This window comes from Pseudomonas sp. Marseille-Q5299 (assembly GCF_943737035.1).
Lineage (GTDB): Bacteria > Pseudomonadota > Gammaproteobacteria > Pseudomonadales > Pseudomonadaceae > Aquipseudomonas > Aquipseudomonas putida_E.
The window spans coordinates 102,970-124,758 of the sequence record NZ_CALSFR010000009.1 but is presented as its reverse complement, the minus strand read 5'-3'; the positions used below and the strand labels follow the sequence as shown (position 1 = coordinate 124,758).

The 21,789-nt window shown below is 62.0% G+C and carries 20 protein-coding genes, 1 pseudogene and 1 riboswitch; of the genes and pseudogenes, 10 read left to right on the top strand and 11 right to left on the bottom strand.

From position 1 onward, the window contains the following. Positions 1-3 precede the first annotated feature (3 nt). Positions 4-471: a sterol desaturase family protein gene (locus NGJ21_RS23120; protein ID WP_115274780.1), complete on the bottom strand. Its 468-nt coding sequence runs from the start codon at positions 469-471 to the stop codon at positions 4-6. Positions 472-877: 406 nt separating this feature from the next. Here NGJ21_RS23120 and NGJ21_RS23115 point away from each other — a divergent pair, with 406 nt between their 5' ends. Beyond that, on the top strand, positions 878-1,591 hold the full coding sequence (locus tag NGJ21_RS23115; RefSeq protein ID WP_119687037.1) for an MgtC/SapB family protein: 714 nt from the start codon (positions 878-880) through the stop codon (positions 1,589-1,591). 12 nt (positions 1,592-1,603) lie between these two features. Here the strand turns inward: NGJ21_RS23115 and NGJ21_RS23110 are convergent, their stop codons facing one another. From NGJ21_RS23110 to NGJ21_RS23100, 3 genes are read right to left on the bottom strand one after another with little or no spacing between them, the layout of a single operon-like run. Next, positions 1,604-3,172, bottom strand: coding sequence for a sensor domain-containing diguanylate cyclase (locus NGJ21_RS23110; protein ID WP_251962728.1), 1,569 nt, complete (start codon positions 3,170-3,172; stop codon positions 1,604-1,606). 42 nt (positions 3,173-3,214) lie between these two features. After that, a complete protein-coding gene (gene xth, locus NGJ21_RS23105; RefSeq protein ID WP_251962727.1) occupies positions 3,215-4,009 on the bottom strand; it encodes an exodeoxyribonuclease III in 795 nt (264 codons plus the stop codon). After that, positions 4,006-4,248 carry a hypothetical protein gene (locus NGJ21_RS23100; protein WP_115274777.1) on the bottom strand — a complete coding sequence of 81 codons (243 nt, stop codon included), beginning with the start codon at positions 4,246-4,248 and terminating at the stop codon, positions 4,006-4,008. The genes xth and NGJ21_RS23100 overlap by 4 nt, the downstream gene beginning before the upstream one ends. Positions 4,249-4,431: 183 nt before the next feature. Here NGJ21_RS23100 and NGJ21_RS23095 point away from each other — a divergent pair, with 183 nt between their 5' ends. Continuing rightward, positions 4,432-4,932 (top strand): DUF4142 domain-containing protein, encoded by a 501-nt coding sequence (locus NGJ21_RS23095; RefSeq protein ID WP_115274776.1) that lies wholly within the window; start codon positions 4,432-4,434, stop codon positions 4,930-4,932. 13 nt (positions 4,933-4,945) lie between these two features. Beyond that, positions 4,946-5,197, top strand: coding sequence for a hypothetical protein (locus NGJ21_RS23090; RefSeq protein WP_046786187.1), 252 nt, complete (start codon positions 4,946-4,948; stop codon positions 5,195-5,197). Between the two features lie 78 nt (positions 5,198-5,275). On the opposite strand, the gene NGJ21_RS23085 is transcribed toward NGJ21_RS23090, so the two are convergent. Continuing rightward, a complete protein-coding gene (locus NGJ21_RS23085) occupies positions 5,276-6,256 on the bottom strand; it encodes a DNA-binding protein (RefSeq protein WP_046786186.1) in 981 nt (326 codons plus the stop codon). A gap of 279 nt (positions 6,257-6,535) precedes the next feature. On the opposite strand from NGJ21_RS23085, the gene NGJ21_RS23080 reads away from it, so the two are divergent. The 3 genes from NGJ21_RS23080 to NGJ21_RS23070 all read left to right on the top strand — a co-directional run bounded on the left by NGJ21_RS23080 (position 6,536) and on the right by NGJ21_RS23070 (position 9,151). Beyond that, complete coding sequence (locus NGJ21_RS23080) at positions 6,536-7,150, top strand: helix-turn-helix transcriptional regulator (protein ID WP_251962726.1); 615 nt, start codon at positions 6,536-6,538, stop codon at positions 7,148-7,150. Positions 7,151-7,226: 76 nt separating this feature from the next. Then, positions 7,227-8,204 (top strand): threonine/serine dehydratase, encoded by a 978-nt coding sequence (locus tag NGJ21_RS23075; RefSeq protein ID WP_204920615.1) that lies wholly within the window; start codon positions 7,227-7,229, stop codon positions 8,202-8,204. Next, positions 8,201-9,151 carry an ornithine cyclodeaminase family protein gene (locus tag NGJ21_RS23070; protein WP_251962725.1) on the top strand — a complete coding sequence of 317 codons (951 nt, stop codon included), beginning with the start codon at positions 8,201-8,203 and terminating at the stop codon, positions 9,149-9,151. Before NGJ21_RS23075 ends, NGJ21_RS23070 begins: the two co-directional genes overlap by 4 nt. Positions 9,152-9,174: 23 nt before the next feature. Here NGJ21_RS23070 and NGJ21_RS23065 read toward each other — a convergent pair whose 3' ends face one another. The 3 genes from NGJ21_RS23065 to NGJ21_RS23055 form a co-directional block, all read right to left on the bottom strand. Beyond that, complete coding sequence (locus NGJ21_RS23065; RefSeq protein WP_115274773.1) at positions 9,175-10,923, bottom strand: BCCT family transporter; 1,749 nt, start codon at positions 10,921-10,923, stop codon at positions 9,175-9,177. Between the two features lie 215 nt (positions 10,924-11,138). Beyond that, complete coding sequence (tenA, locus tag NGJ21_RS23060) at positions 11,139-11,798, bottom strand: thiaminase II (RefSeq protein ID WP_046786182.1); 660 nt, start codon at positions 11,796-11,798, stop codon at positions 11,139-11,141. Positions 11,799-11,800: 2 nt separating this feature from the next. Next, a complete protein-coding gene (locus tag NGJ21_RS23055) occupies positions 11,801-12,448 on the bottom strand; it encodes a TenA family protein (protein ID WP_196996336.1) in 648 nt (215 codons plus the stop codon). A 78-nt stretch (positions 12,449-12,526) separates the two neighbouring features. Beyond that, positions 12,527-12,640, bottom strand: a riboswitch (TPP riboswitch). A gap of 161 nt (positions 12,641-12,801) precedes the next feature. Here NGJ21_RS23055 and NGJ21_RS23050 point away from each other — a divergent pair. From NGJ21_RS23050 to NGJ21_RS23040, 3 genes are all read left to right on the top strand, one after another. Further along, positions 12,802-15,129, top strand: a complete 2,328-nt coding sequence (locus tag NGJ21_RS23050) for a bifunctional diguanylate cyclase/phosphodiesterase (RefSeq protein WP_237858459.1) — start codon at positions 12,802-12,804, stop codon at positions 15,127-15,129. Beyond that, positions 15,117-15,989, top strand: a complete 873-nt coding sequence (locus NGJ21_RS23045; protein WP_251962724.1) for a phosphate/phosphite/phosphonate ABC transporter substrate-binding protein — start codon at positions 15,117-15,119, stop codon at positions 15,987-15,989. Before NGJ21_RS23050 ends, NGJ21_RS23045 begins: the two co-directional genes overlap by 13 nt. A 63-nt stretch (positions 15,990-16,052) precedes the next feature. After that, complete coding sequence (locus tag NGJ21_RS23040; RefSeq protein WP_251962723.1) at positions 16,053-17,003, top strand: site-specific integrase; 951 nt, start codon at positions 16,053-16,055, stop codon at positions 17,001-17,003. Here NGJ21_RS23040 and NGJ21_RS23035 read toward each other — a convergent pair. Both NGJ21_RS23035 and NGJ21_RS23030 read right to left on the bottom strand, forming a co-directional pair. Further along, entirely contained in the window at positions 16,993-18,102 is a 1,110-nt protein-coding gene (locus NGJ21_RS23035; RefSeq protein ID WP_371316877.1) for an SMP-30/gluconolactonase/LRE family protein, read from the bottom strand. The two genes, NGJ21_RS23040 and NGJ21_RS23035, sit on opposite strands and share 11 nt — an antisense overlap. After that, positions 18,082-18,717: pseudogene (locus NGJ21_RS23030) on the bottom strand (SDR family NAD(P)-dependent oxidoreductase); the annotation flags it as partial. The pseudogene NGJ21_RS23030 and the gene NGJ21_RS23035, both read right to left, overlap by 21 nt. Positions 18,718-18,986: 269 nt before the next feature. Between NGJ21_RS23030 and NGJ21_RS23025 the strand changes: the two are divergent. Then, positions 18,987-19,958, top strand: a complete 972-nt coding sequence (locus NGJ21_RS23025) for a LysR family transcriptional regulator (RefSeq protein WP_046786177.1) — start codon at positions 18,987-18,989, stop codon at positions 19,956-19,958. Here the strand turns inward: NGJ21_RS23025 and asnB are convergent. Further along, positions 19,947-21,782 (bottom strand): asparagine synthase (glutamine-hydrolyzing), encoded by a 1,836-nt coding sequence (asnB, locus tag NGJ21_RS23020; RefSeq protein ID WP_115274767.1) that lies wholly within the window; start codon positions 21,780-21,782, stop codon positions 19,947-19,949. The genes NGJ21_RS23025 and asnB overlap by 12 nt on opposite strands. Between the last annotated feature and the right edge of the window lie 7 nt (positions 21,783-21,789).

The following is a 21,789-nucleotide window of genomic DNA, read 5'->3' as shown; positions in this document are numbered from 1 at the left end:
CCTTCAGCGGCGATTGCGCCGGGCCTGTAACTGGCGTTTGAGCACCTTGAGGGGAGGTGCGTAGAAAAAGCCGAACGACACGCTGCCCGTGCGCCCCTTGACCGCATGGTGCAGGCGATGGGCACGATGCAGGTGCTTGAGGTAGCGGTTGATCGGCCGCGGCTTGCGCGGCCAATGCCGATGGAAAAACCCGTCGTGGGCCAGCACGTACAATATTCCGTAACTCGCCACACCGCCGCCCACCCACTGCAACGGTGCGTGCCCGGCCTTGCCCAGGGCCACCAGTACCGCAGCGATGATGCCCAGGGCCAGCAGATAGAGGTCGTTGGTTTCCAGCATGCCCAGCTGAGGCTCATGGTGCGAACGGTGCAGCCACCAGCCCCAGCCATGCATGATGTACTTGTGTGCCAGCGTACCGACACTTTCCATGGCCACCAGAGTGCCGATCAGCACAACAAAATTGAGCAGCATGTAACGGTCCGGGGGATGATTAAAAGTGGCGCAAGGGTAACGAGTACCGGTGTTTTTTTCCATGCGGCCGTGACTTGCTGTAGGGCATTTCCTTATGAAGCCATTGTCATGTTTTCGCCCTTGACCCTGTACAAGCTGCGGCGTATGGTCCACCCGCAATTTCGCATCCCTGAACAGGAGTCCTGCATTGGACAGTAGCCCCAGTCGCTTGCGACAGGCCCACACGGCGAGCTAGTCCGGCAGCTTCCTGCCACTGTCTCGCTATTGGCCAGACGGTGGATTTCTCAGCCCCTGCGGCTTGAGCCCTCCTCGTTCCTCCTCTTGTGGTCCTGCGCATTTCTGGTTTTTAAGCCGCGCCATTTTCGATGGCGTCAGAGCGGGCATGTGCCCGCGCAAGAGGTTCGCTATGGATTGGAAAGTATTTCTGCTGCGTGTCAGCATCGCCTTGCTGCTTGGCGCCCTGATCGGTGCCGAGCGCCAGCTGCGCCAACGCATGACCGGGCTGCGCACCAATGCGCTGGTCAGCACTGGCGCCTGCCTGTTCGTGCTGATGACCCAGGCGGTACCGGGTATGGCCCCCACCGATGCCTCAAGGGTTGCCGCCTATGTGGTATCGGGGATCGGCTTTCTGGGGGGCGGTGTGATCATGCGCGACGGTTTCACGGTGCGCGGCCTGAACACTGCAGCCACACTGTGGTGCACGGCGGCTGTTGGTGTGCTGTGCAGCCTTGGCCTGCTGCTGGAGGCCACGCTGGGTAGCCTGGTGGTGCTGTGTGCCAACATACTGCTGCGCGATATCGCCCAACGCCTGGACCGCCAGGGCGTGGTGCCGGCCAGCGAGGCCGAACAACGCTTCGAGGTGCGCGTGGTTTGCCGTGCCGAAGATGAAATTCAGGTACGCAGCCTGATGCTGCACAGCCTGGGCGACCCGGAACTGCGCCTGCAGTCGCTGCACAGCGAAGACTTGCCCAACCCCGCGCGCCTGGAAGTACGTGCAGAGTTGCTCGGTAACCCACAGGCACCGGCACAACTGGAGCGCCTGGTCAGCCGGGTAAGCCTGGAAAAAGGCGTCAGTTCGGTACGCTGGCAGCTACAGGCACAAGTCATGGCCACCGATTGAGCGCGTCCTGGCTTAGTTCCCGGCACTCATCGCCATGCCACCGGCAACGGCATAGCCATCGCGCCCTTGGCGCTTGGCCTGGTACAACGCCCCGTCAGCCGCAGACATCAGGCTTTCGGGGCTGCTTGCGTCCACTGCCGGATGCCCCACAGCAATCCCGGCACTGGCAGATACACGGCCTAGCGGGCTGCCGGCATGCTCGATCATCAGGCGGCGCAACAGTTGCAGAATTTCTGCGACCACCTGTTCGGCGCCCTGTACGTCAGTGTCAGGAAGTAAAACCGTGAACTCCTCGCCACCGTACCGCACCGCCAGATCCGCCGGGCGCTTCAACACCTGCTGCAGCAATTCGGCAAAGCGGCGCAAGCATTGATCCCCCGCAGGGTGGCCATAGCGGTCGTTGTACAGCTTGAAGAAATCAAGATCGACCATCACCAGCGCCACCGCATGCCCCAGCCGCCGAGCCCGGCGGATTTCCGCATCCAGCACCGCATCCAGCCTGCGGCGGTTGCCCAGCCCGGTCAGGCTGTCGGTCAGGGCCAGCGACCTGAGGGTCTGGTGGGCCTGGTGCAGCGCCCTTTCGATAGCGATCCGCTCACGCAACTGGCGCAACACCACCCAGCCGAAGCCACTCAATCCAACCAGCAAAAGCAGCAGGATCGCGGCTGACTTGATGACATCGTGCCGCCAGGGCGCAATGATCGACTCACGCGACAAGCCCGCCTCTACCACCAATGGATATCGCGCCAGGGCGCGATAGGCGTACAGGCGGGGCGTACCATCAACGACCGCCACCGCTTCAACCAGCCCTTCGCTCGCATGAGGCAGGTGATGTCGGAAGACTTCGCTGTTTGCCAGGCTGTGGCCGACTACGTGTTCCACGAACGGCCGGCGTACCAGGATGGTGCCGTCTCGCTTGGCCAGCACCAGGGCGCCTCGCTCGTCGATCTTGAAATCACCGTAATAGCGCACGAACCAGTCCACCTTGATGGTGCCAAGCAACACCCCGGCAAAGCTGCCATCGCGATTCTCCAGCCTGCGCGAGATTGGAATGATCAGGTCACCGGTGGAGCGGCTGCGTACCACCGAACCGATACGCACCTCACGGTCAGTGTGGGCCTGGTGGTAAGCGAAGTAGTCACGGTCGGCATTGTTGGCCTTTGCCGGGATGGAAGCCTGGTCGGTGACGATCCAGCTGCCATCGGGCCCGTACACGAACAAACCGTGCAGTTGCGGCATGATCGTTTTCTGTTGTGCCAACAGGGTGTGCAAGCGTGTGCGATCGAGATGATCGAAACCATCGCCTTCAAGGCGCTCCGCCAGCACAGCGGTAATCGCGTCCACTTGGCGAATGGCATCTTCGGCGTGCTGCGCCGTAGCCCTGGCCAGGTTGCTGACCATGTTTTCGGCATTGGTGAAAGCTTGCCTGTAGTCGCGCCAGATCCGCCACCCTTCGATAGACACGAAGGTCAGCAGCACAACCGCCATGAACGACAGCACCAGGCGAAACAGCGCCACGGCGCGCCCCTCACCGGTTACGGTGAATAGCCCGTCTTCGTCGTGCTTACCGGCCGCACCCATGGAAGTCCTTGCCCTCAAGCGTTTGCCGCCTGTCACTATAGATCACTGCTGCTTTCGCGTACCCAGTTCGATCCATGCCGGTGCATGGTCGCTGGGCTTGGGCTCGTTGCGCACCCACGCGTCTACGCCGCCGGCCTTGAGGTGCGAAGCGATGTCCGGGCTGAGCAACAGGTGGTCGATACGCAATCCGGCATTGCGTGCCCAGTGATTACGGAAGTAGTCCCAAAAGGTGTAGATGCGCTCATCGGGATACAGCTGGCGAATGGCATCGGTCCAGCCCTGCTTGAGCAAGGCCTGGTAGCAGTTGCGGGACTCGGGTTGAAGCAAAGCATCCTTGAGCCAGGATTTGGGGTTGTAGATGTCGAAGTCAGTCGGCACGACATTGAAATCACCGGCCAGCACAGTAGGATGGCCACTGCCCAGCACGTCGCGCGCATGCGCTACCAGGCATTCGAACCAGCGCAGTTTGTACTCGAATTTCGGCCCCGGTTGCGGGTTGCCATTAGGCAGGTACAGGCAACCTACCAGCACGCCTTGTACCGCGGCTTCCAGATAGCGGCTCTGGCTGTCACCTTCCATGCCTGGCAGGCCGCGCCGGACTTCCAGCGGCTGGCAGTCGCGCGCCAGGATGGCCACCCCGTTCCACGAGGGCTGCCCCATGTACAGGCAGCCATAGCCTGCCGCTTCGATGGCCTCACGGGGAAACTTCGTGTCGGCTGCCTTGAGCTCCTGAAGGCAGGCGACATCGGGCTTTTCCCGCTCCAGCCAGGCGAGCAGCGCCGGCAGCCGGCTGCCGATGCCGTTGATGTTGAACGTGGCGATGCGCAATGGCTTCATGTGCCAGGGTCATCCACATGGCTTTGTACCGCCTCCTGCAGCGCCCCCACATGGGCCTCGTCTGCCAGAGCCTTGAGGGCCAGCCAGTCATCCCAGTCGATGGCCCCGTCATCGCGCAGCGCTTGGGCGGTGCGCAGCAGTTCGTGATGATAGGCATCCGGGGACTCGCGGCGGTAGCTGCCATCGTCATATTGCGCGTACCAGGCCTCAAGTTCGGGAATGCTGCGTTCGATGCTCATGCCCTGCTCCTTCGCGGCAACCTTTGAATGTGTGAGCGCAACTGCTGCGCATCGTTCAACCTTGGGGTCGCGGTGGCCACCTTGCCTGACAAAAAGGCCTGAAAAAAATTAAACCTATACCCACGCCCCAGGCTCAACCGTACGCGACACTGAGGTCGCGCCACCGATAGCAAGGAGTGAAACATGAGCAATCTGTTCATAAAACGCGCAGGTCTGTCGCTGGTGCTGGGCATGGCATCGCTGCAGGCACTGGCGGCTTCCTCCGATGACTTCGTCGATGCAGCCACAGAGGCTGGTATCGCCGAGGTGGTCACCGGCAATCTGGCCCTGGAAAAGAGCCAGAACGCCGACATCAAGACCTTCGCCCAGCATATGGTCACCGATCACACCAAAGCCAACCAGCAACTCGGCGACATCGCCCGCAAGCTGGACATCAGCGTGCCCGATGAAGCGGCGCTGACCGACAAGGTCAAGAAGATGATCCTCGAATGGCGCGAGGAGTCGTTCGACAAGTCCTATGTCAACAACCAGGTCGATGCCCACGAAAAAACCGTGGAGCTGTTCAAGAAGGAAGCGGCATCGTCTGACAAGCCGGAACTGAAGGCTTTCGCCAGTGAAACCCTGCCAACGCTCGAGAAGCACCTGGAACAGGCCAAAGCGCTCCAGGCCAAGCATGGCAAGTGATCGGAGGACACACATGACTAACGATACTTTGCGTAGCGAAATACTGACGCGTCTGCTGCACGCCCACCCACAGGGCTTGGGCAAGGAAGTGCTGGACAATTACCGCGGTGAAAATGCCGTTGCCGATGCACTCAAGACGCTGCAGGAACATGGCCTGATCCACGATGGCAGCGTAACGGTCGACAGTAACCAGCAGTTCAGCGTCAGCTATCCGATCAAGCTTTCAGCTGCGGGTGTCGAGGCTGCCAAGCGGGTGGAAGGCTAACCAACTCTAGCGCCCCATCTTTCGATCCTTTGAGCGTGCGTTGCGGGAGCCGGCTTGCCGAAACCCGCAACGCTTCTTTTAGCGTGTGGTTTGACCCTCCCGAAGCACCTTCAGCGCTTCATCGCGCCTGAGCAGTTCCTCTTCCAGAAACTGCAATTGCCTGCCCTGCTCTGCACAAAGCGCACGTTTGTCTTCCAGGCTTTGGCCCTGCGCCTGCAATTGCCTGCGCATTTCGTCACTGGCCCCCTGCGCTTGCGCCAGGATCGTGCGCAAGCCCTGGATCTGCGTATCACGCTGCTCCAGCAATTCGTCCAGCGCCTTGCGCTCGCTGCTGGCCTGGCGGTGCTCGCCAAGCAATCGTTCGTTGTCCCGATGCAGGCGCGTCAGTTCATCCTGCTTGACGATCATGCCTTGTTGAAGCTGGCGCAGTTCGAGCTGCAACTGTTGCACCTGTGCCTCATGGCGACGCAGGTCCTGCTCGCGCTGCTCGCGGCTGGCGCTTCGGTAATGTTCCAGAGCATCCCTTGCATGCTGATGTTTTTCTTCCAGCGAGCGCACCTGTTCGTCCTTGTCGGCCAAACGCAGCTGCAGTTCACCCAGCGACTGGTTCAGGCTGGCGCCACGCAATTGCTCGGCTTGCAGCGTGCTCTGGGTGGCACTGAGCCGCTCCGACTCGGCGGCCAGCGCTGCGGCCTGGATCTGTTGTTGCTGATGCGCTGCGGCCAACGCCTGCTGAGCCAGTTGCAGCTGGCTCTGGAGCTGCTCCTGTTGCTCTTTGAAGGTCGCTTCAATTTGCTCGATACGCGCATCGGCCTCTTCCTGAAGCTGCTCTGCCAGCTGCGCGACCAGCTTGGCCAGTGTATCGCTCAGTGCCGGCGCGCCTTGAAGCGCCGCAGGCTTTTGGCCTTCCAGCTCTTTCAGGTAACGATGAATGGTGGTTTTGGAGCCCGTATTGCCCAGTTCGATACGTACAGCATCGATGCTGGGGTACTCGCCCCGGGCTATCAGCACTTGCCTTGCCTGCTGCACTACCGCCTTGTTTATGCCGCCCCGGGCCATGATTGCTCCTACTATTTCGTATCATGGTACGTACCATGTATTTACGTATGAATTTTGTCTTTTTTAAGACGCTGACTCAAGGTATTTCTAAGGCGTAATAATCACGGCTTATCGCATGAGAGGGTGTGCAAAGCGGGTTTTGGATGGGCTGGCGCTGGACTGGCAGTACGAAAGGTGCTGAAAAGTGATTCCTGAAGGTGCCTTGAAGTTGGATAGCGCTTGAGTCCACCATGGACAAAACGGCTATCTGCCAAATCAAGTACCCACGCCCGGCTCAAGATGAACATCGAGAACTACAAGGCAATCGCCGACAGCATCGCGCTGCTGCTCTTCCCCCACGCCGAAGTGATCGTCCACGAGGTACAAAGTCAGACGGTCGTGCACATCGCCAATAATTTTTCCAAACGCAAGATTGGCGATGACTCGGCACTGGACCTGGAGCTGGGCGATCTTCGCAACGCCGCCAAGCTCGGCCCTTACGAAAAGCTCAACTGGAACGGCCAAAAGATCCGCTCCATTACCACGGTGCTTTACAACCAGAACGGTGAAGCCGAACACCTGCTTTGCATCAACCTGAATTTCTCGGTACTGGAACAGGCACGCGAGGCGCTGGATGCGTTTTTCCAGATAAGCCGCCTGGTGCCGCAGCCCGATGCGCTGTTCAAGGATGACTGGCAGGAACGCATCAATACCTTCCTGCACGCCTGGCTCAAGGAGCGCAATTTGTCACTGCGTACGTTGAAGATGAAAGAAAAGCGCGCGCTGGTGGAGGCGCTGCATACCGAAGGGGCATTCGAGGGGCGCAGCGGGGCGGACTATGTCGCCAATGTGCTGAGCATGGGCCGAGCGACTGTTTACAAGTACCTCAAGGAACTGAGGGACCACCCCGCCTGAATGAATGGTCAGCGCTTGTCGCTTATGGATATTGAGTCTATTGTGGAACGCAAATCCACGAATGGACACTGCCACGATGCCTGCCGATGCCACGAACCTGTCTTCCCTCTACCAAGCTATCGCTGATGCACACCAGGCACTGCGCCCTGAGGTGAATGTCACCCCGCTCAATTTCAGCGTCGGGCTTTCGGCAATGACCGAATGCAGCGTGTATCTGAAATGCGAGCACCTGCAACACACAGGTTCGTTCAAATTCCGCGGTGCCAGTAACAAGCTTCGCCTGCTGCCAGCCGAGCAGCGCAAACTGGGCGTCATCACGGCCTCCTCCGGCAACCATGGGCAAGCGCTTGCGCTTGCTGGCAAGGTGATGGGAGTGCCAGTCACCGTTTACACCACCACTTCGGCGTCTGCCTACAAGCTGGGTGCAATTCGCGCGCTCGGCGCCGAAGTGGTAAGCCTCGACCTGGACCCTTTGGGTGTGGAACTGGAAGCGGCGCGTCAGGCTGCCCTCCAAGGCAAGCCTTTTGTATCGCCTTACAACGACCTTGAAGTGATCGCCGGCCAAGGCACCATCGGGATGGAGCTCTTTGAACAGGCACCGGACCTGGACGCAGTGTTCGTGGCGGTCGGCGGCGGCGGCATGATTTCGGGTATCGGCGCGGCACTGCGGGCTCTCAACCCGGGCATCGAGATCATTGGCTGCTGGCCGGCGAATGCCCCTACCCTGCAGCGCTCGCTCGAAGCCGGGCAAATCATCGACATGCAAGAGCAAGACACGATCTCCGACGGTACAGCCGGTGGGGTCGAGCCAGGCTGCATCACCTTCCCCCTTTGCCAGACGCTGCTGTCGCGCACCGTGCTGGTCAGCGAAGAAGAGATAAAGGCGGCGATGCGCGATGTCGCCAACCATGAGCGCTGGATCATCGAGGGTGCTGCCGGTGTGGCGGTGGCCGGCATGCAGAAGATGGCCAAGGCATACCGCGGCAAGCGCGTCGCGGTCGTCATTTGCGGTCGCAACATCGTGCTCGATAAATTCCTCGAGGCTGTTCAATGAAAGTGTTCAGCAAGCAACAGATCACCGCCCGGCTCGATATGGAGCTGGCGGTGCAATGCCTGGAGCAAGGTTTCATCGCGTTCTCCCAAGGCAAGGTCCAGGTGCCACCGGTACAGGCATTCGCTTTCCCCCAGGCCAACGGTGACTGCTGTATCAAGTCAGCGCATGTCGAGGGTAGCGCCACGTTCACGGTGAAGCTGTCGACCGGCTTTTACGACAATCCTTCAAAGGGGCTGCCAAGCAACGATGGCTTGATGCTGGTGGCCTCGGCCAGTACCGGGCAACCCCTTGCCTTGTTGCAGGATGAGGGCTGGCTGACCTGCATCCGCACCGCGCTGGCCGGGCGCATCGCCGCCCGCCTGCTGGCCCCTGCAACCGTGAAAGCGATTGGTATTCTGGGCACCGGCACCCAGGCGCGCATGCAGCTGGAGCAACTGGGTGCAGTCACCCCCTGCCGCAGCGTGGTGGTGTGGGGGCGCGGTGATGCTGAACTGGCTGCCTACAAAGCCTTCGCCAACGGCCTGGGTTATGAGGTGCGGGTAACGCGTAACGCCGCAGAGGTTGCACATGCCGCCAACCTGATCGTCTGCGCAACACCTTCACGTGAGCCGCTGTTGCAGCGTGAATGGCTGCAACCTGGCACCCATATCACCGCCGTTGGCGCCGATGCGCCTGGCAAGCAGGAGCTCGACCCCGCGCTGGTTGCACGGGCCGACCTTATCATCGTCGACTCCCTCTACCAGTGCAGCCAGTACGGCGAAGTCTCCCATGCGCTGAAGGCCGGCCTGATCAAGGAGCAGCAACTGGCCGAGCTTGGTGCCCTGCTTGAGGGCCGCGCCACCGGCCGTGAGCATGACGAACAGGTCACGCTGGCCGACCTGACCGGGGTCGCCGTGCAGGACGCACAGATCTCAAGCTGCGTGTTGGCGTCCCTCACCGCGGGTTGACGTACGTAGCCGAGCCCGGTCAATCATGGCTCCGTCACCTGGGCCTTCCTGGAGGCCGGCTTGAGCGAGGATTTCTTCTCTTGCACCACGATGTAGAACTCCTCGCCGTGCTTGACTGCGCCATACAGCACCGCCTTTTCGATCAGCTCGCTGCCGCGCAGGTGGCGTAGCATCATAGGGTCCTTGCGCAGGTCACGGTACAGCGCCAGGCACAGCAGCACCATGATCACCACAAACGGCAAGGCCACGACGATGGTCAGGTTCTGCAGGCCTGTAAGCGCCTCCCCGGGGTTACCTGGGTCACCCAGCGCGAGCATGATGGCCGCGACGGTGCCGGTCAGTGCCCCCCAGAAAATCACTGTCGCGCGGGACGGTTGCGTGGTGCCGTGCTCGGACAAGGTACCCATCACCAGCGATGCTGCATCGGCCCCAGAGACGAAGAAAATTGCCACCAGGATCATGACCAGCACCGAAGTGGCCCAAGCCCAGGGGTAGCTGTCGAGCAACTGATACAGGGCATGGTTGCTGTTCACTGCACCGTCGATGAGAGCGAAACTGCCTTCGCGCAGTGCATCGATGCCGGCGCCGCCGAAAACGCTGAACCACACCAGGCTGACCAGGCCTGGTACCAGCAACACGCCGCTGACGAACTGGCGGATGCTGCGCCCGCGGCTGATGCGAGCGATGAACATGCCGACAAAGGGCGTCCAGGAAATCCACCAGGCCCAGTAGAACACGGTCCAGCCGGCCAGCCAGCTGTCCATCGCATCACCGCCACTGGCGCTGGTACGCGCCATCATCTCGGGCAGTAACTTGATGTAGACCCCGATCGATGTTGGCAACAGGTTGAGCATCAACAGCGTCGGCCCTACCAGGAAGACGAACAGCGCCAGTGCCAACGCCAGCACCATGTTGGTATTGGACAGCCACTGAATACCTTTGCCGATGCCGGACACGGCCGAAGCGACGAAGGCAATGGTCAGCAAGGTGATGATGGCGATGTAGAACAGCTTGCCCGGGTGATCGATCCAGCCGTTGTATTCCAGCCCACCCGCAATCTGCAGGGCGCCGAGCCCCAGCGAAGCCGCTGAACCGAACAGGGTGGCGAAGATGGCCATCATGTCGATCACCCGCCCGACAGGGCCGTTGGCATGCTTGCCGATCAAGGGCCGGAACGCGGTGGAAATCAACTGCGAGCGGCCACGGCGGAACGTGCCATAAGCGATTGCCAGGCCGACGATGGCGTACATCGCCCAAGGGTGCAGCGACCAGTGGAACAGCGTGGTCGCCATCGCCACCTGCAGTGCCTCGTCAGATTGGCCAGCGGCAGTGCCGGGCGGTGGTGAAACGTAGTGCGACAGCGGTTCGGCGACGCCGAAGAACATCAGGCCGATGCCCATGCCCGCGCTGAACATCATGGCAACCCAGGAGACCGTGCGAAATTCCGGTGCTTCGCCGTCGCGCCCCAGCGGGATTCTGCCGTAGCGGCTGGCAGCCAGCCACAGCACGAAGATGACGAACACGGTAGAGGTCAGGACGAAAAACCAGCCGAAGTTGACGATGACCCAGGATTGCGCAGAGGTAGCGCTCGCGGCGAGGCTGGCTTGGTTGACAACACCCCAGGTGATGAAGGCGATCGCCAGCAGGCTGGTGACGCCGAACACCGCCCAGTCGAGCTTGCCTTCAAGGTGGCGGTCCTGCCTGGCCTCAGCAGTCTTGGACGGGTCGGTGACGCCGAGCGGCGGTGTTTCAACGTTCTCTTGCGTTGCCATCGATGGGCCCTTTTCAGTTTTTGCTGCAGGCTTTTGTTGTTGTAATTGCTAGCGATGCCTGCGCACTAACCGGGGCGGCCGCGCTGAAGGCCCCGTGATTATCCTGTGACCGAAACAGTAGCCCCTATTCCAGGACCGTCCTGGCACATCCTCTGAACGACCTGCCGGTCACATTGTGCCGGCCCCGATTGAACCGGCACAAAACCTGAATTGGCTCAGGCAGCCCCATCCAGCCCCATCTGCCAGAAGTCGGCCTCCAGCCGCGAAGCCTGGCCAAAAATTGCCGCCAGTTCCACGAACCGTTGCTCGGTCATGCTGCGCGCTGCCAGTTCATCAAGGTGCTTGCGTGCTGCGGATGCCACGCTCTGGTAACCCTCGCCGGCGTATTCGCCAATCCACTCACGGTAAGGGTGATCACTCAGGTCACCGATGTGCGCAGCCAGCGTGCGGCCGATTTCGGCGTAGCCGATCACGCAGGGCGCCAACGCCACATGCAGTTCGAGCAGGTCACCGGCGGCGCCGCAATCAAGCACGTAACGGGTGTAGGCGACCGTGGCCTGGTGCTCCGGCGCGGCCTCGATATCGGCCTGCGACAACCCCCAGCGGGCGCACAGGCGCAGGTGCAGTTCGGTTTCGTCGAGGATGGCAGCCAGGCCAGCCTGAGCCGCGCGGATGTCGGCCGGCAGCCTGCTTTTATAAGCGGCAAGCGCCCAGGCACGGGCGAACTGGATGAGGAACAGGTAGTCCTGCACCAGGTAAGTCCGGAACGCGTCTTCGCTCAAAGTGCCCTCACCCATCTGCCGAACGAAGGCGTGGTCTACATAGCTCGACCACTGGGGCGCAGTGGCGGCCTTCAGGCGCTCGAAGATATCCATGCTCAGGCCTTTTGATCGTAGATGGCGTCGAAGAAGGCCAGCTCAAGCGCCACGGTGCGCTGGTAGAAGTCACTGGCCAGTGCCGGCTCCTGCGGGCCGACGCGGTCCAGTTCGGCCTGGAGGAAGGCGACGAAGTCCTGGAATGCCGCGTTGTCATGCAGGGTGATCCACTCGGCGTGGACGAAGTTGTCCGGCATTGGTTTTGGTGCCTTCAGCGCCCAATCCAGATACAGGCCTTCGGCAACGTTGAGCACTGCCAGCGCCGCCGCATAGGAACGGGTCGCTGCGGCTTCGCGCAGGATGGCCTTGAAGCCTGCGGTCGGCACGGTGTCCTTGGGTTCGGCGCGCTGCTGCGGGCTTACATCCAGCGCCTGGAAGGCACGCAGGAAATAGGTGTTTTCATCGCTACTGATCATCCCGGCAAAACGGCCGAAACGCAGGCGTGCCTCGAAGGTATCGGCAGTGGCGATGGCGGCGCCGAGCAAGGTCAGGAAGCTGTCGAGAAAACGGTGGTCCTGTACCAGGTAGCGGACCATGACCGGGTCCGCCACACTGCCGTTGCACAGTTCAGTGACGAAGCGGTGGCCGACTGCAGCCGACCAGGTCGCCTCGTTCTGGCGGCGCAAGGTTTGGGAAAAACGTTCGGTCATGATGCTGCACTCCATAGGGTGACAGCGAGGCCGTTACGGTGGGGCATGGAGCGGCCTCGCAGTGAGGCCGGCAAAAAGGCAGGTCGGCAGTCCCATCCCTTCGCCGGCATGATCCGGATCAGGTTCTAAGGGTCACCGCGCTGCAATGCCAGCGGTTTCTCAGCCCGTTGCCGGGCTCCCCTTGGTGGTGAGCAGGTATACCGCACCTTCAAGGGCATTGTCACGAGGCAAAACGCCTGGGCTGGAGGCCAACGCTCAACAGGGAAAATCATAGAGGCCAATAGCCACCAGTCATTAGCCTGTCATTTTACTGTCGTATTTTCGGGCTTCACCCAGGGTCGGGAATACCAGTCGTGATACGCCGTTTTCTCTCGTCAGCAGGCCTTCTGCGCCTTTTGATCCTGATGCTCTGCGCAGCCACCCTGACCTTTCTCTGGGGGTTGCACTTCAGCCAGAAGACCGCCGCACGCCAGGATGCGCTGACGGCCAAGGCAGCCGAGCACCAGAACCTCGCCAACATTGTCGCTGAAAGCCTGCGCCAACTGGTCGATCGTGCCCAGGCCGTAGGCCGTGTCACTCAGGACGACATGAAAATGATGCGCCAAGGCAGCCTGAGCCTGGCCCGGGTGCTGGCCGAAGACCCGGTATTCAAACGGATGAGCCTGTATGACAGCCACGGTCAATTGTTGTCGGCGAGCCATACCGATGAAGCTCCCCACCTGCCGGAAGAGTGGTTGCAGCAGCTGAAGCTGCACGTCGCGCATTACGGCTTCAAACCCTTCCTGCCACGCGTCGAACCGGGCTTCACCCCGCCCGCCATGCCGAGCTGGCGCCTGCCCTTCCTCTTGCCGCTGCCCAATGTACCAGGCCGAGAAATCGACAACATTCTGGTAGTGCAGCTCGACATTGGCTATCTCGCCGTGCTGTTCCAGCACATCGACCTGGGCGATACCGGGCTGATGCGCCTGCAGCAGGACGATGGCCAGGAACGCTTGCGTATCGATACCAGCGGTGTGGTCGTGGCCGGCGACGATTTCGAACCCGGCCTGCCAGCACCGGGCAGCGAGACGGGCCGGCTGGTGCAATTTGCCGCAGGCCACTCGTATCAGAGCCTTTACCGCCGTATCGACGAGCGCGGTTTCAGCATCATCGTCAGCCAGCGCATCGACGAAATCCTCGCGGCCTCTGCCCTGGCGTATTCGCGCCAGTTCTGGCTGAACCTGAGCATGACCCTGATGATCCTTGCCAGCCTGGCCTGGACCTTGCGCCTGCTGCGCAAGCGCCAGGAAGCCTTCAGTGCCCTTGAGCACGCACAACAGGTCAACCAGCAACTGATCGGGCGCCTGGAAGACGAACACCGGCGTAGCAGCCATGCAGCCGCCACCGACCATCTCAGCGGGTTGCATAACCGCCGCCAGTTCGTCGAAATAGCAGGCCTTGCACTGACCCACCAACGTGGCAAGCGCCGGCTGATGGCGATCCTGTTCATCGACATGGACCGTTTCAAGTCGATCAACGATTCGCTCGGCCACAAGATCGGCGACTTGCTGCTGCAGGCCGTGGCCGGGCGCATCCAGCGCCTGCTTGAGCCTGGTGATGAGGCCTCGCGCTTCGGGGGAGACGAATTCGTGGTGCTGCTGGCCGGTGAGCGCAGCGAGGAGCAGATCAATGTTTGGGTACGCGAACTGGTGCTGAAACTGTCGGCTACCTACGCCCTCGATGGCCAGGAAGTCAATACCAGCCCCAGCGTGGGCGTCAGCATCTGCCCGCGCGACGGTCAGGACATCGACAGCCTGATCCGCTGTGCCGATGCGGCCATGTATTCGGCCAAGCAGGCCGGGCGCGCCCAGTACCGCTTCTTCGACCCATCGTTGAACCTCTCCGACATCCAGGCCTTTGCCCTGGAACAGGCTTTTGGCTGCGCCTTGACCGAGCGCCAGTTCGTGCTGCACTACCAGCCGCAGATTCGCCTGGATACCCAGCGCGTGCTGGGGTACGAAGCCTTGGTACGCTGGGAGCACCCGGAATTCGGCCTGCTCTACCCGGACCGTTTCATAGACCTGGCCGAGCGCAGTGGCTTCATCATCGAACTGGGCTGGGAAGTATTGCGCCTGGCCTGCGAAGAACTGGCGCGCTGGGATGCTCACGGTCGCGATAACCGCCTTGCGGTGAATGTGTCGGCATTGCAGTTGCGCCAAGCCGATTTCAGTACCCGCCTGCTGGCCAAGCTGCAGCTCTACGGCATCGCCCCGCAACAATTGGAGCTGGAGATAACCGAGACCACCATTCTCGACCCTGAAGGAACGGCTGTCGGTCACCTGCACCGTTTGCGCGCAGCAGGTCTGGGCATCAGCCTTGACGATTTTGGCCGCGGCTACGCCGGCTTCGCTCACCTGCAATCACTGCCACTGAGCAAGCTCAAGATAGACCGCTCGCTGATCGCACCGTTGTCCAACAGCTACGACGACAGCCCGTTCGTCTCATCAACCATCATTCTGGCCAAGCGCTTGGGCCTGGAGGTTGTCGCAGAAGGCGTAGAAACCCGCGAACAGGTGGTGTGCCTGAAACTCGCCGGCTGCGATATCGCCCAGGGCTACCACTTCAGCCGACCGTTGTCGCCGGCCCAACTGCGCGACTACCCACCCTTCAACAACAGGGAGGAAAAGCCATGCGTGCTCTGACGGCCCTCGCCGGCCTGTTGTTTGCCCAGTTGCTGGCAACCAGCGTGCTGGCCGACTGTACGCCCCACAGCTTGCGCCTGGCCGTCATTCCGATCAAAAGCAGCGAAGACATGATGCGCGAGCATCAAGTGTTGCTGCAACGACTGAGCCACGCAGCGGGGGTGCCGGTGGAACTGGTGATCGCCGCGTCCTACGAAAGCGTGGTCGATGCCATCGTTTCCGGCGGTGCCGACATCGCCCGCCTCGGCCCTGCGTCCTATTTGCTTGCCCAACGCCGCGACCCACGTATAGAACCTTTTGCCACCTTCACCTTGAGTGGCGGGCCTTACACCGCTGCAGGCAGCCATTACCAGGCACTGCTGCTGACCCGCGCCGGCAGCCTTGAGGGGATCGAGCCTTTGCGGGGCAAGCGCGTGGCCCTCAGCGACCCGGCCAGCACCTCAGGCAGCCTGGTGCCCAGCGTCGAATTTGCAGGCCAGGTGGGGGCGCCATTGCAACAGTTCTTTGGCTCGCTGGTGTATGCCGGTACTCATGACAAAGCGCTGGACGCGTTGCTGCAGGGCCGTGTCGATGCCGCGTTCGTTGCAAGCGAGCGGGCCGATGCCTATCTGGCCCGGCATGGGTTGGCACCAGACAGGCTCACGGTGCAGTGGCGGTCGCAGCCGATCTACTACGACCCATACGTGTTCAGTGCCCGCCTGTGCCCGGCCCTGAAAAGCCGAATCCGCAAGGCGATGCTGGATGACCCCGAAGCCCTGGCGGCCTTCGTTACCGCCCAGGGTGCCAGTGGGCTGGTGCCAGTGAGCCAGGCCCAGTACGCGCCGCTGCGCCAGTTGATGGATGCCGCGATGCCGCGGTGAGTCAGAGGACAGATCAGTCATTAGGGTTTATTGTGTCGGCAACACACGCTGACACCCCCTCACATGACCGACATCGAGCGCTACGTCCGCGCCGCCACCCGTGACAACACCCGGCGCAGTTACCAGGCTGCCATCGAGCATTTCGAAGCCCACTGGGGCGGTTTTCTCCCCGCCACTGCCGACAGCATTGCCCGCTACCTGGCCGATCACGCCGGGCAGCATGCGGTCAGCACCCTGCGCCAACGCCTTGCAGCCCTCAGCCAATGGCACATCAGCCAAGGCTTCCCCGACCCGACCAAGGCACCGCTGGTACGCCAGGTACTGCGCGGTATCCGCACCTTGCACCCGACGACGCCGAAACAGGCCGCACCGCTGCTGTTGCAGCACCTGCAGACGGCTGTCGAGCGTTTTGAAGAAGAGGCCAGGCTGGCCCACGAGCAGCATGACCTGCCAGCACTGCGCCGCGCCCGGCGTGACACAGCACTGTTGCTGCTGGGCTTCTGGCGTGGGTTTCGCGGTGACGAACTGGCGCGCCTGCGCGTGGAGCACATCAAGGCCGAAGCCGGCGTGGGTATCAGCCTGTTCCTGCCGCGCAGCAAAGGTGACCGTGAAGCGCTCGGCGTGCAGCACCGCACCCCGGCACTCAAGGCGCTGTGCCCGGTCGCAGCCTACCTGCAGTGGCTCGAAGTGGCGGGCATTGCCCACGGCCCGGTGTTTCGCAAGCTCGACCGCTGGGGCAACCTGAGCGACACAGCGCTCAACAGCAACAGCCTGGTCGGCCTGTTGCGGCGCATGCTCGAACGGGCCGGCGTGCCGGCGGCGCTGTACACCGGCCACTCCCTGCGCCGCGGTTTTGCCACCTGGGCCACGGCCAACGGCTGGGAGTTGAAGTCGCTGATGAGTTACGTGGGCTGGAAGGATGCCAAATCGGCGTTGCGCTATATCGACTCGGCTCAGCGTTTTGGCGAACTGGCCGTATTACCGGCCAGCCAGGGGCAAGTGCTCATTCCTTGAACGCATAGCGGGGAATGCCGCCCACTTCCGGGCGAATCGCATACAGGTCGCCAGCGTCCGGGTAGTGGCGCAGTTCAGTCGGCGACATGCCGACCCGTGCCGTGGTGATGTACAGCGTACTCATACCATCGCCACCGAAACAGCAACTGGTCGGGCGCGGCACCGGCATCACCACCTGTTCGGTCAAATGGCCGTCGCGGTCATAGCGCAGCAGGCAGCTGCCATTGAACTGACACACCCATAACCCGCCTTCACGATCCAGCGCGATACCGTCAGGGCGCCCCAGTTCGGCAGGCGTCTCGGCGAACAGGCTGACCTGCTCCAGGCGCCCTTCGGGCAGATACTCGGCGCGGTAGATCGAGCGTGCAGCGGAGTCGACGAAGAACACGGTCTGGCCATCGGCCGACCAAGCAATGCCATTGGGCAGCGCCATGCCGTCATGGATCACCACATCGTGCAGTTCGCCGTCGAAACGCAGCAGCGCACCGGTCTTGCCACTTGGCCCCTCATCCATCAGCCCGGTGACGAAGCGCCCCTGCGGGTCGCAGGTACCGTCGTTGAAGCGGTAACTCGGGCGGTGATGCACCGGCGCCGAGTACTGGCGCACCTTGCAAGACGACATATCCAGAATGGCAACGCTGGCATCTTCGGTGAAGATCAGGTTGCCCTGGTCGGTCAGTGCCAAGGCACCGATACGTGCAGCGGATTCATAGAGGTTCTCGACCTCGCCATCCGGTAGCAGCCGGTGAATCCGCCCGCCGGTGATATCGACGAAATACAACGCGCCCGTGCGCGCATCCCACACAGGGCTTTCACCCAGGTCGGCACGGGTGTTGGCGACCTTGGTCGGCACGTAGTGACATTCCTTGATGAGGCTCCAGCGTTCGGCCACTTCGCCCAGGCTGGAAGCCTCTACCCGCGCCAGGTCACGCGGGTAGCTCACCCCGCTGTTCTCGCTGAAACGCGTGGCGGTGAACTGGCCATTGCTGGCACGCAGGATGTACCCGGTATCCCGGCAAAGCGGGCTGGCCAGGTACAGAACGCCCGGTGTCACCCATTGCGGCTTGAGCTCTTCCGGCGGCTGGGTCACGCCCCACATCCGGGTTTTGGCCACCGGCGAGACCGCATTGACCAGGATGCCGTGTTCCAGCCCTTCCATGCTCAAGGCGTTCATGATGCCCACCTGGGCCATCTTGCCCGCCGAGTAGGCGACCAGGCCTGGCTGGGCATAGCGTTGATACATGGCGCGGTCCGAGGTGGTGAGGACTATGCGTGGTGCCTCGGCTTGCTTGAGGTGCTTCCAGGCATGCTTGGCGAGCCACACCGGGGCGTGCACGCTGATGCCCAGTGCGCGATCGAGAAACGCCTGTTCCTGTGTCTCGATGCCTTGGTAATCGACCCAACCGGCGTTGTGGATGAGAATATCCAGCGCGCCGAAATGCGCGATGGCCAGCTCCACCAGTTCGCGGCATTCTTCTTCGTTTTCCAGGTGGCCGACATGAGCGACCACATCGAAACCCTGGCCCCGCAGGGTTTCGAGTGCGACGCTGACCGCCGCCGGGTTCTGACCTTCGCCCGAGCGGTCAGTGCCCAGGTCGCTGATGACTACCCGCGCTCCCCGCGCGGCCAGCGCCATGGCGTAATCCAGGCCCAGGCCCTGGGCGGCACCGGTGACGATGGCGACTTTATCTTTGAATGGGTCTGTGCTTGGCATTGTAGAGCCCTTCCGATTCTCCTTTTTTACGATAACAATAAAAAAATCAATGACTTAATATTAAAAGCATGCAACTTTGATATCTTCTGGATATCACCTGAGACCCGCCACCTTCCGATGCACCCCGACCGGCAATGTCAAGCCCGGATGAGCCGTTTACAGCAGAGGCTTTGTCGCCGCGATGCCACGCACTATCATGGCCGCCTTGCAGGGTCGGCCGCCGGAGAACGCTTTCCCGGCCCCCGTTCGACTCGATGAAGGAACGTAGAATGATCGAGACACGTTTGCTCAGGCAGTTCATTGCCGTGGCCGAGGAGCTGCACTTTCACAAGGCAGCCATCCGCCTGCACATGGCACAGCCGCCCCTGAGCCAGGCGATCAACCGACTCGAAGAGAAACTGGGCTTCAGCCTGTTCCTGCGCAACAAGCGCGGGGTCAAGCTCACCGCCGCAGGCATGGCCTTCCTGGAGACCGCCTACCGTACCCTCAAGGAGCTGGAACAAGGCATCGAATACGCCCGCAATGTGTCCGAGGGCATCTGCGGCAAGCTGACCATCACCGCCATTTCCATCGCTTACTACGAGTCGCTGCTCAATACCCTGAAGAAATTCCGCGAAATCTACCCGAACGTGCGGCTGACCATCCGCGAAATGCCTTCGGCCTCCCAGGCCAAGGCATTGATGGCCGGTGAAGCGGACATCGGTTTCATGCGCAAGCTGCCGATGCCCCCAGACACCATCGAATCGAGATTGCTGCTCAACGAGCAGATCGTCATGGCGCTGCCCGCCAGCCACGCCAAGGTGCATCAACCTGTGGTCGACCTGCGGGATTTTGCCGAAGAGGACTTCGTCTTCACCCCGCAAGCGCTTGGCAGCGGTTACCACAGCCAGTTGATTGCGCTGTGCGAATCGGCCGGCTTCTACCCCAAGGTGGTGCAGGAAGCGGCGCAGATCCATACCCTGATCGGGCTGGTGGCCTGCGGTTTCGGCGTTGCCCTGGTGCCTGAATCGATTGCCTACTCGACGCTGCGCGAGCGCGTGCAGTTTCGCCCTCTGCGGCCGATCAAGGACCAGCCCACGCCGACCATGGGGCTGTACATGAACTGGAACATACAGAACGCCTCCCCAGCCCTGGGCAGTTTCATATCCATGCTCGACCTGGGGGCGCCACGGCGGTTTGTCGATACCATCCAGCAACCGTTGATTCTGGATGGCAGCGACAAGCACGAACTACACCGCTAGGCGGTATTCGCGCAGCCAGGCATCCAGTGCCAGAGCGGTCTCCAGGTTGTTACGGCGCAACTGTGAATTGAAATACCCCTCGGGCTGGCGCAGCTCAGCGCCCAGCCGCACACGGTCGATCACCTGGAACACCGGGCTGCCCGCCTGCGCCAGCAGGTGCCGGGCCCGCTCACGCAGGAACCGTTCATAGGCAAGGTTCGCCGAAGTCGGATAAGGGCTCTTGCGTCGCTGCAGTACGGCCGCTGGCAGGATATCGGCGCAGGCCTGCTTGAGCAGCCACTTCTCCACACCATCCTTGCCCTTGATCGACCACGGCACGTTGTACACGTACTCGACCAGCTCATGGTCGGTGAACGGCACGCGCACTTCCAGGCTGGCGGCCATGCTCAGGCGGTCCTTGCGGTCGAGCAGAATCGGCAGCCAGCGCTGCAGATGCATGTGGCAGATTTCACGCATGCGCCGCTCTTGCGGGCTGTCGCCCGGCAAGTGCTCGACGCTGTCCAGCGCCTGGTGATAGCAACCGTCCTGGTAACTGGCAAAGTCGCACAGCCTGTTAAAGTCCGGGTTGATCAGCTCGGGCTGCAGCAACTGCATGCGTGAAAGCCACGGGAAACGCTGCGCCGCCAGCGCCTGCGGGTCGCGGAACCAGGCGTAGCCGCCAAACACTTCATCGGCTGCCTCGCCGGAAATGGCCACTGTTGAATGGCGGCCGATGGCCTTGAACAGCAAGTACAACGAGGTGTCCACATCGCCGAAGGTGGCCGCCGAATCGTTGGCCCGGTACACCGCGCTGCGCGCAGGGTCGGCCACCAGTTCGCCGTTGTCGATGAGGATGGTCTGGTGGTGGCTGCCAATGTGTTCGGCAGCTGCCAGCGCGTAGGGCTGATCGCGTTCCGGGCGGAAGGTGTCGCTCTGGAACTGCTCGGCCTGGCCGACGAAATCCACCGAGAACGAATTGACCCTGCCCCCCTGCTCCGCCGTCAGGCGCTGTTGCGCCATGGCCGTGAGGATGGTCGAGTCCAGCCCGCCGGAGAGCAGCGAACAGACCGGCACATCGGCGTGCAACTGCTCGCCCAGCGCTTTGCCGAGTAGCGCTCGGGTGCGCGCCACGGTGTCGGGCAGGTCATCCTGGTGCTCGCGCCGCTGCAACTGCCAGTAGCGGCTGAGTTTGGGGCGCCCGTTGGGCCGCCAGGACAAACGATGCCCCGGCGGCAGTTCGCTGATCCCACGCAAGGCCGTGCGCGCCGTGCCGCGAGAAAGGCTCAGCGCGTCCACCAGCCCGACCACATCCAGCGCACTGGCGAACTCCGGGTGCGCCAGGATTGCCTTGATTTCCGAACCAAACAGCAGCCCATGCTGGTGGTGGGCGTAGTACAGCGGCTTGACCCCCAGCCGGTCACGCACCAGCAGGAAGTGGCCGTCGCGTCCGTCGAACACAGCGAAGGCGAACATACCGCTGAGGTGCTCACAGCATTGTTCACCCCATTCCAGGTAAGCGTGCAGCACCACCTCGGTGTCGCTGCGGGTATGGAACTGGTGGCCCGCCTTGCGCAGGCGCTCACGTAGAGCGTCGTGGTTGTAGACCTCGCCGGTGTAGATCAGCGCGACTTCCTCGCCACTGGCGCAGCGGTAGGTCATCGGCTGTACGCCACCGCTGAGGTCGATGATCGCCAGCCGCCGGTGGCCCAGCAGGGCATTACGATGCTGCCAGCTGCCACTGGCATCCGGCCCGCGCAGTGCCAGCGTATCGGTCATGGCGCCGATAACCTCGCCAGCTTGGGTCAGGTTGCGGGTGTAGTCCACCCAGCCTGTGATTGCGCACATGCTGTAC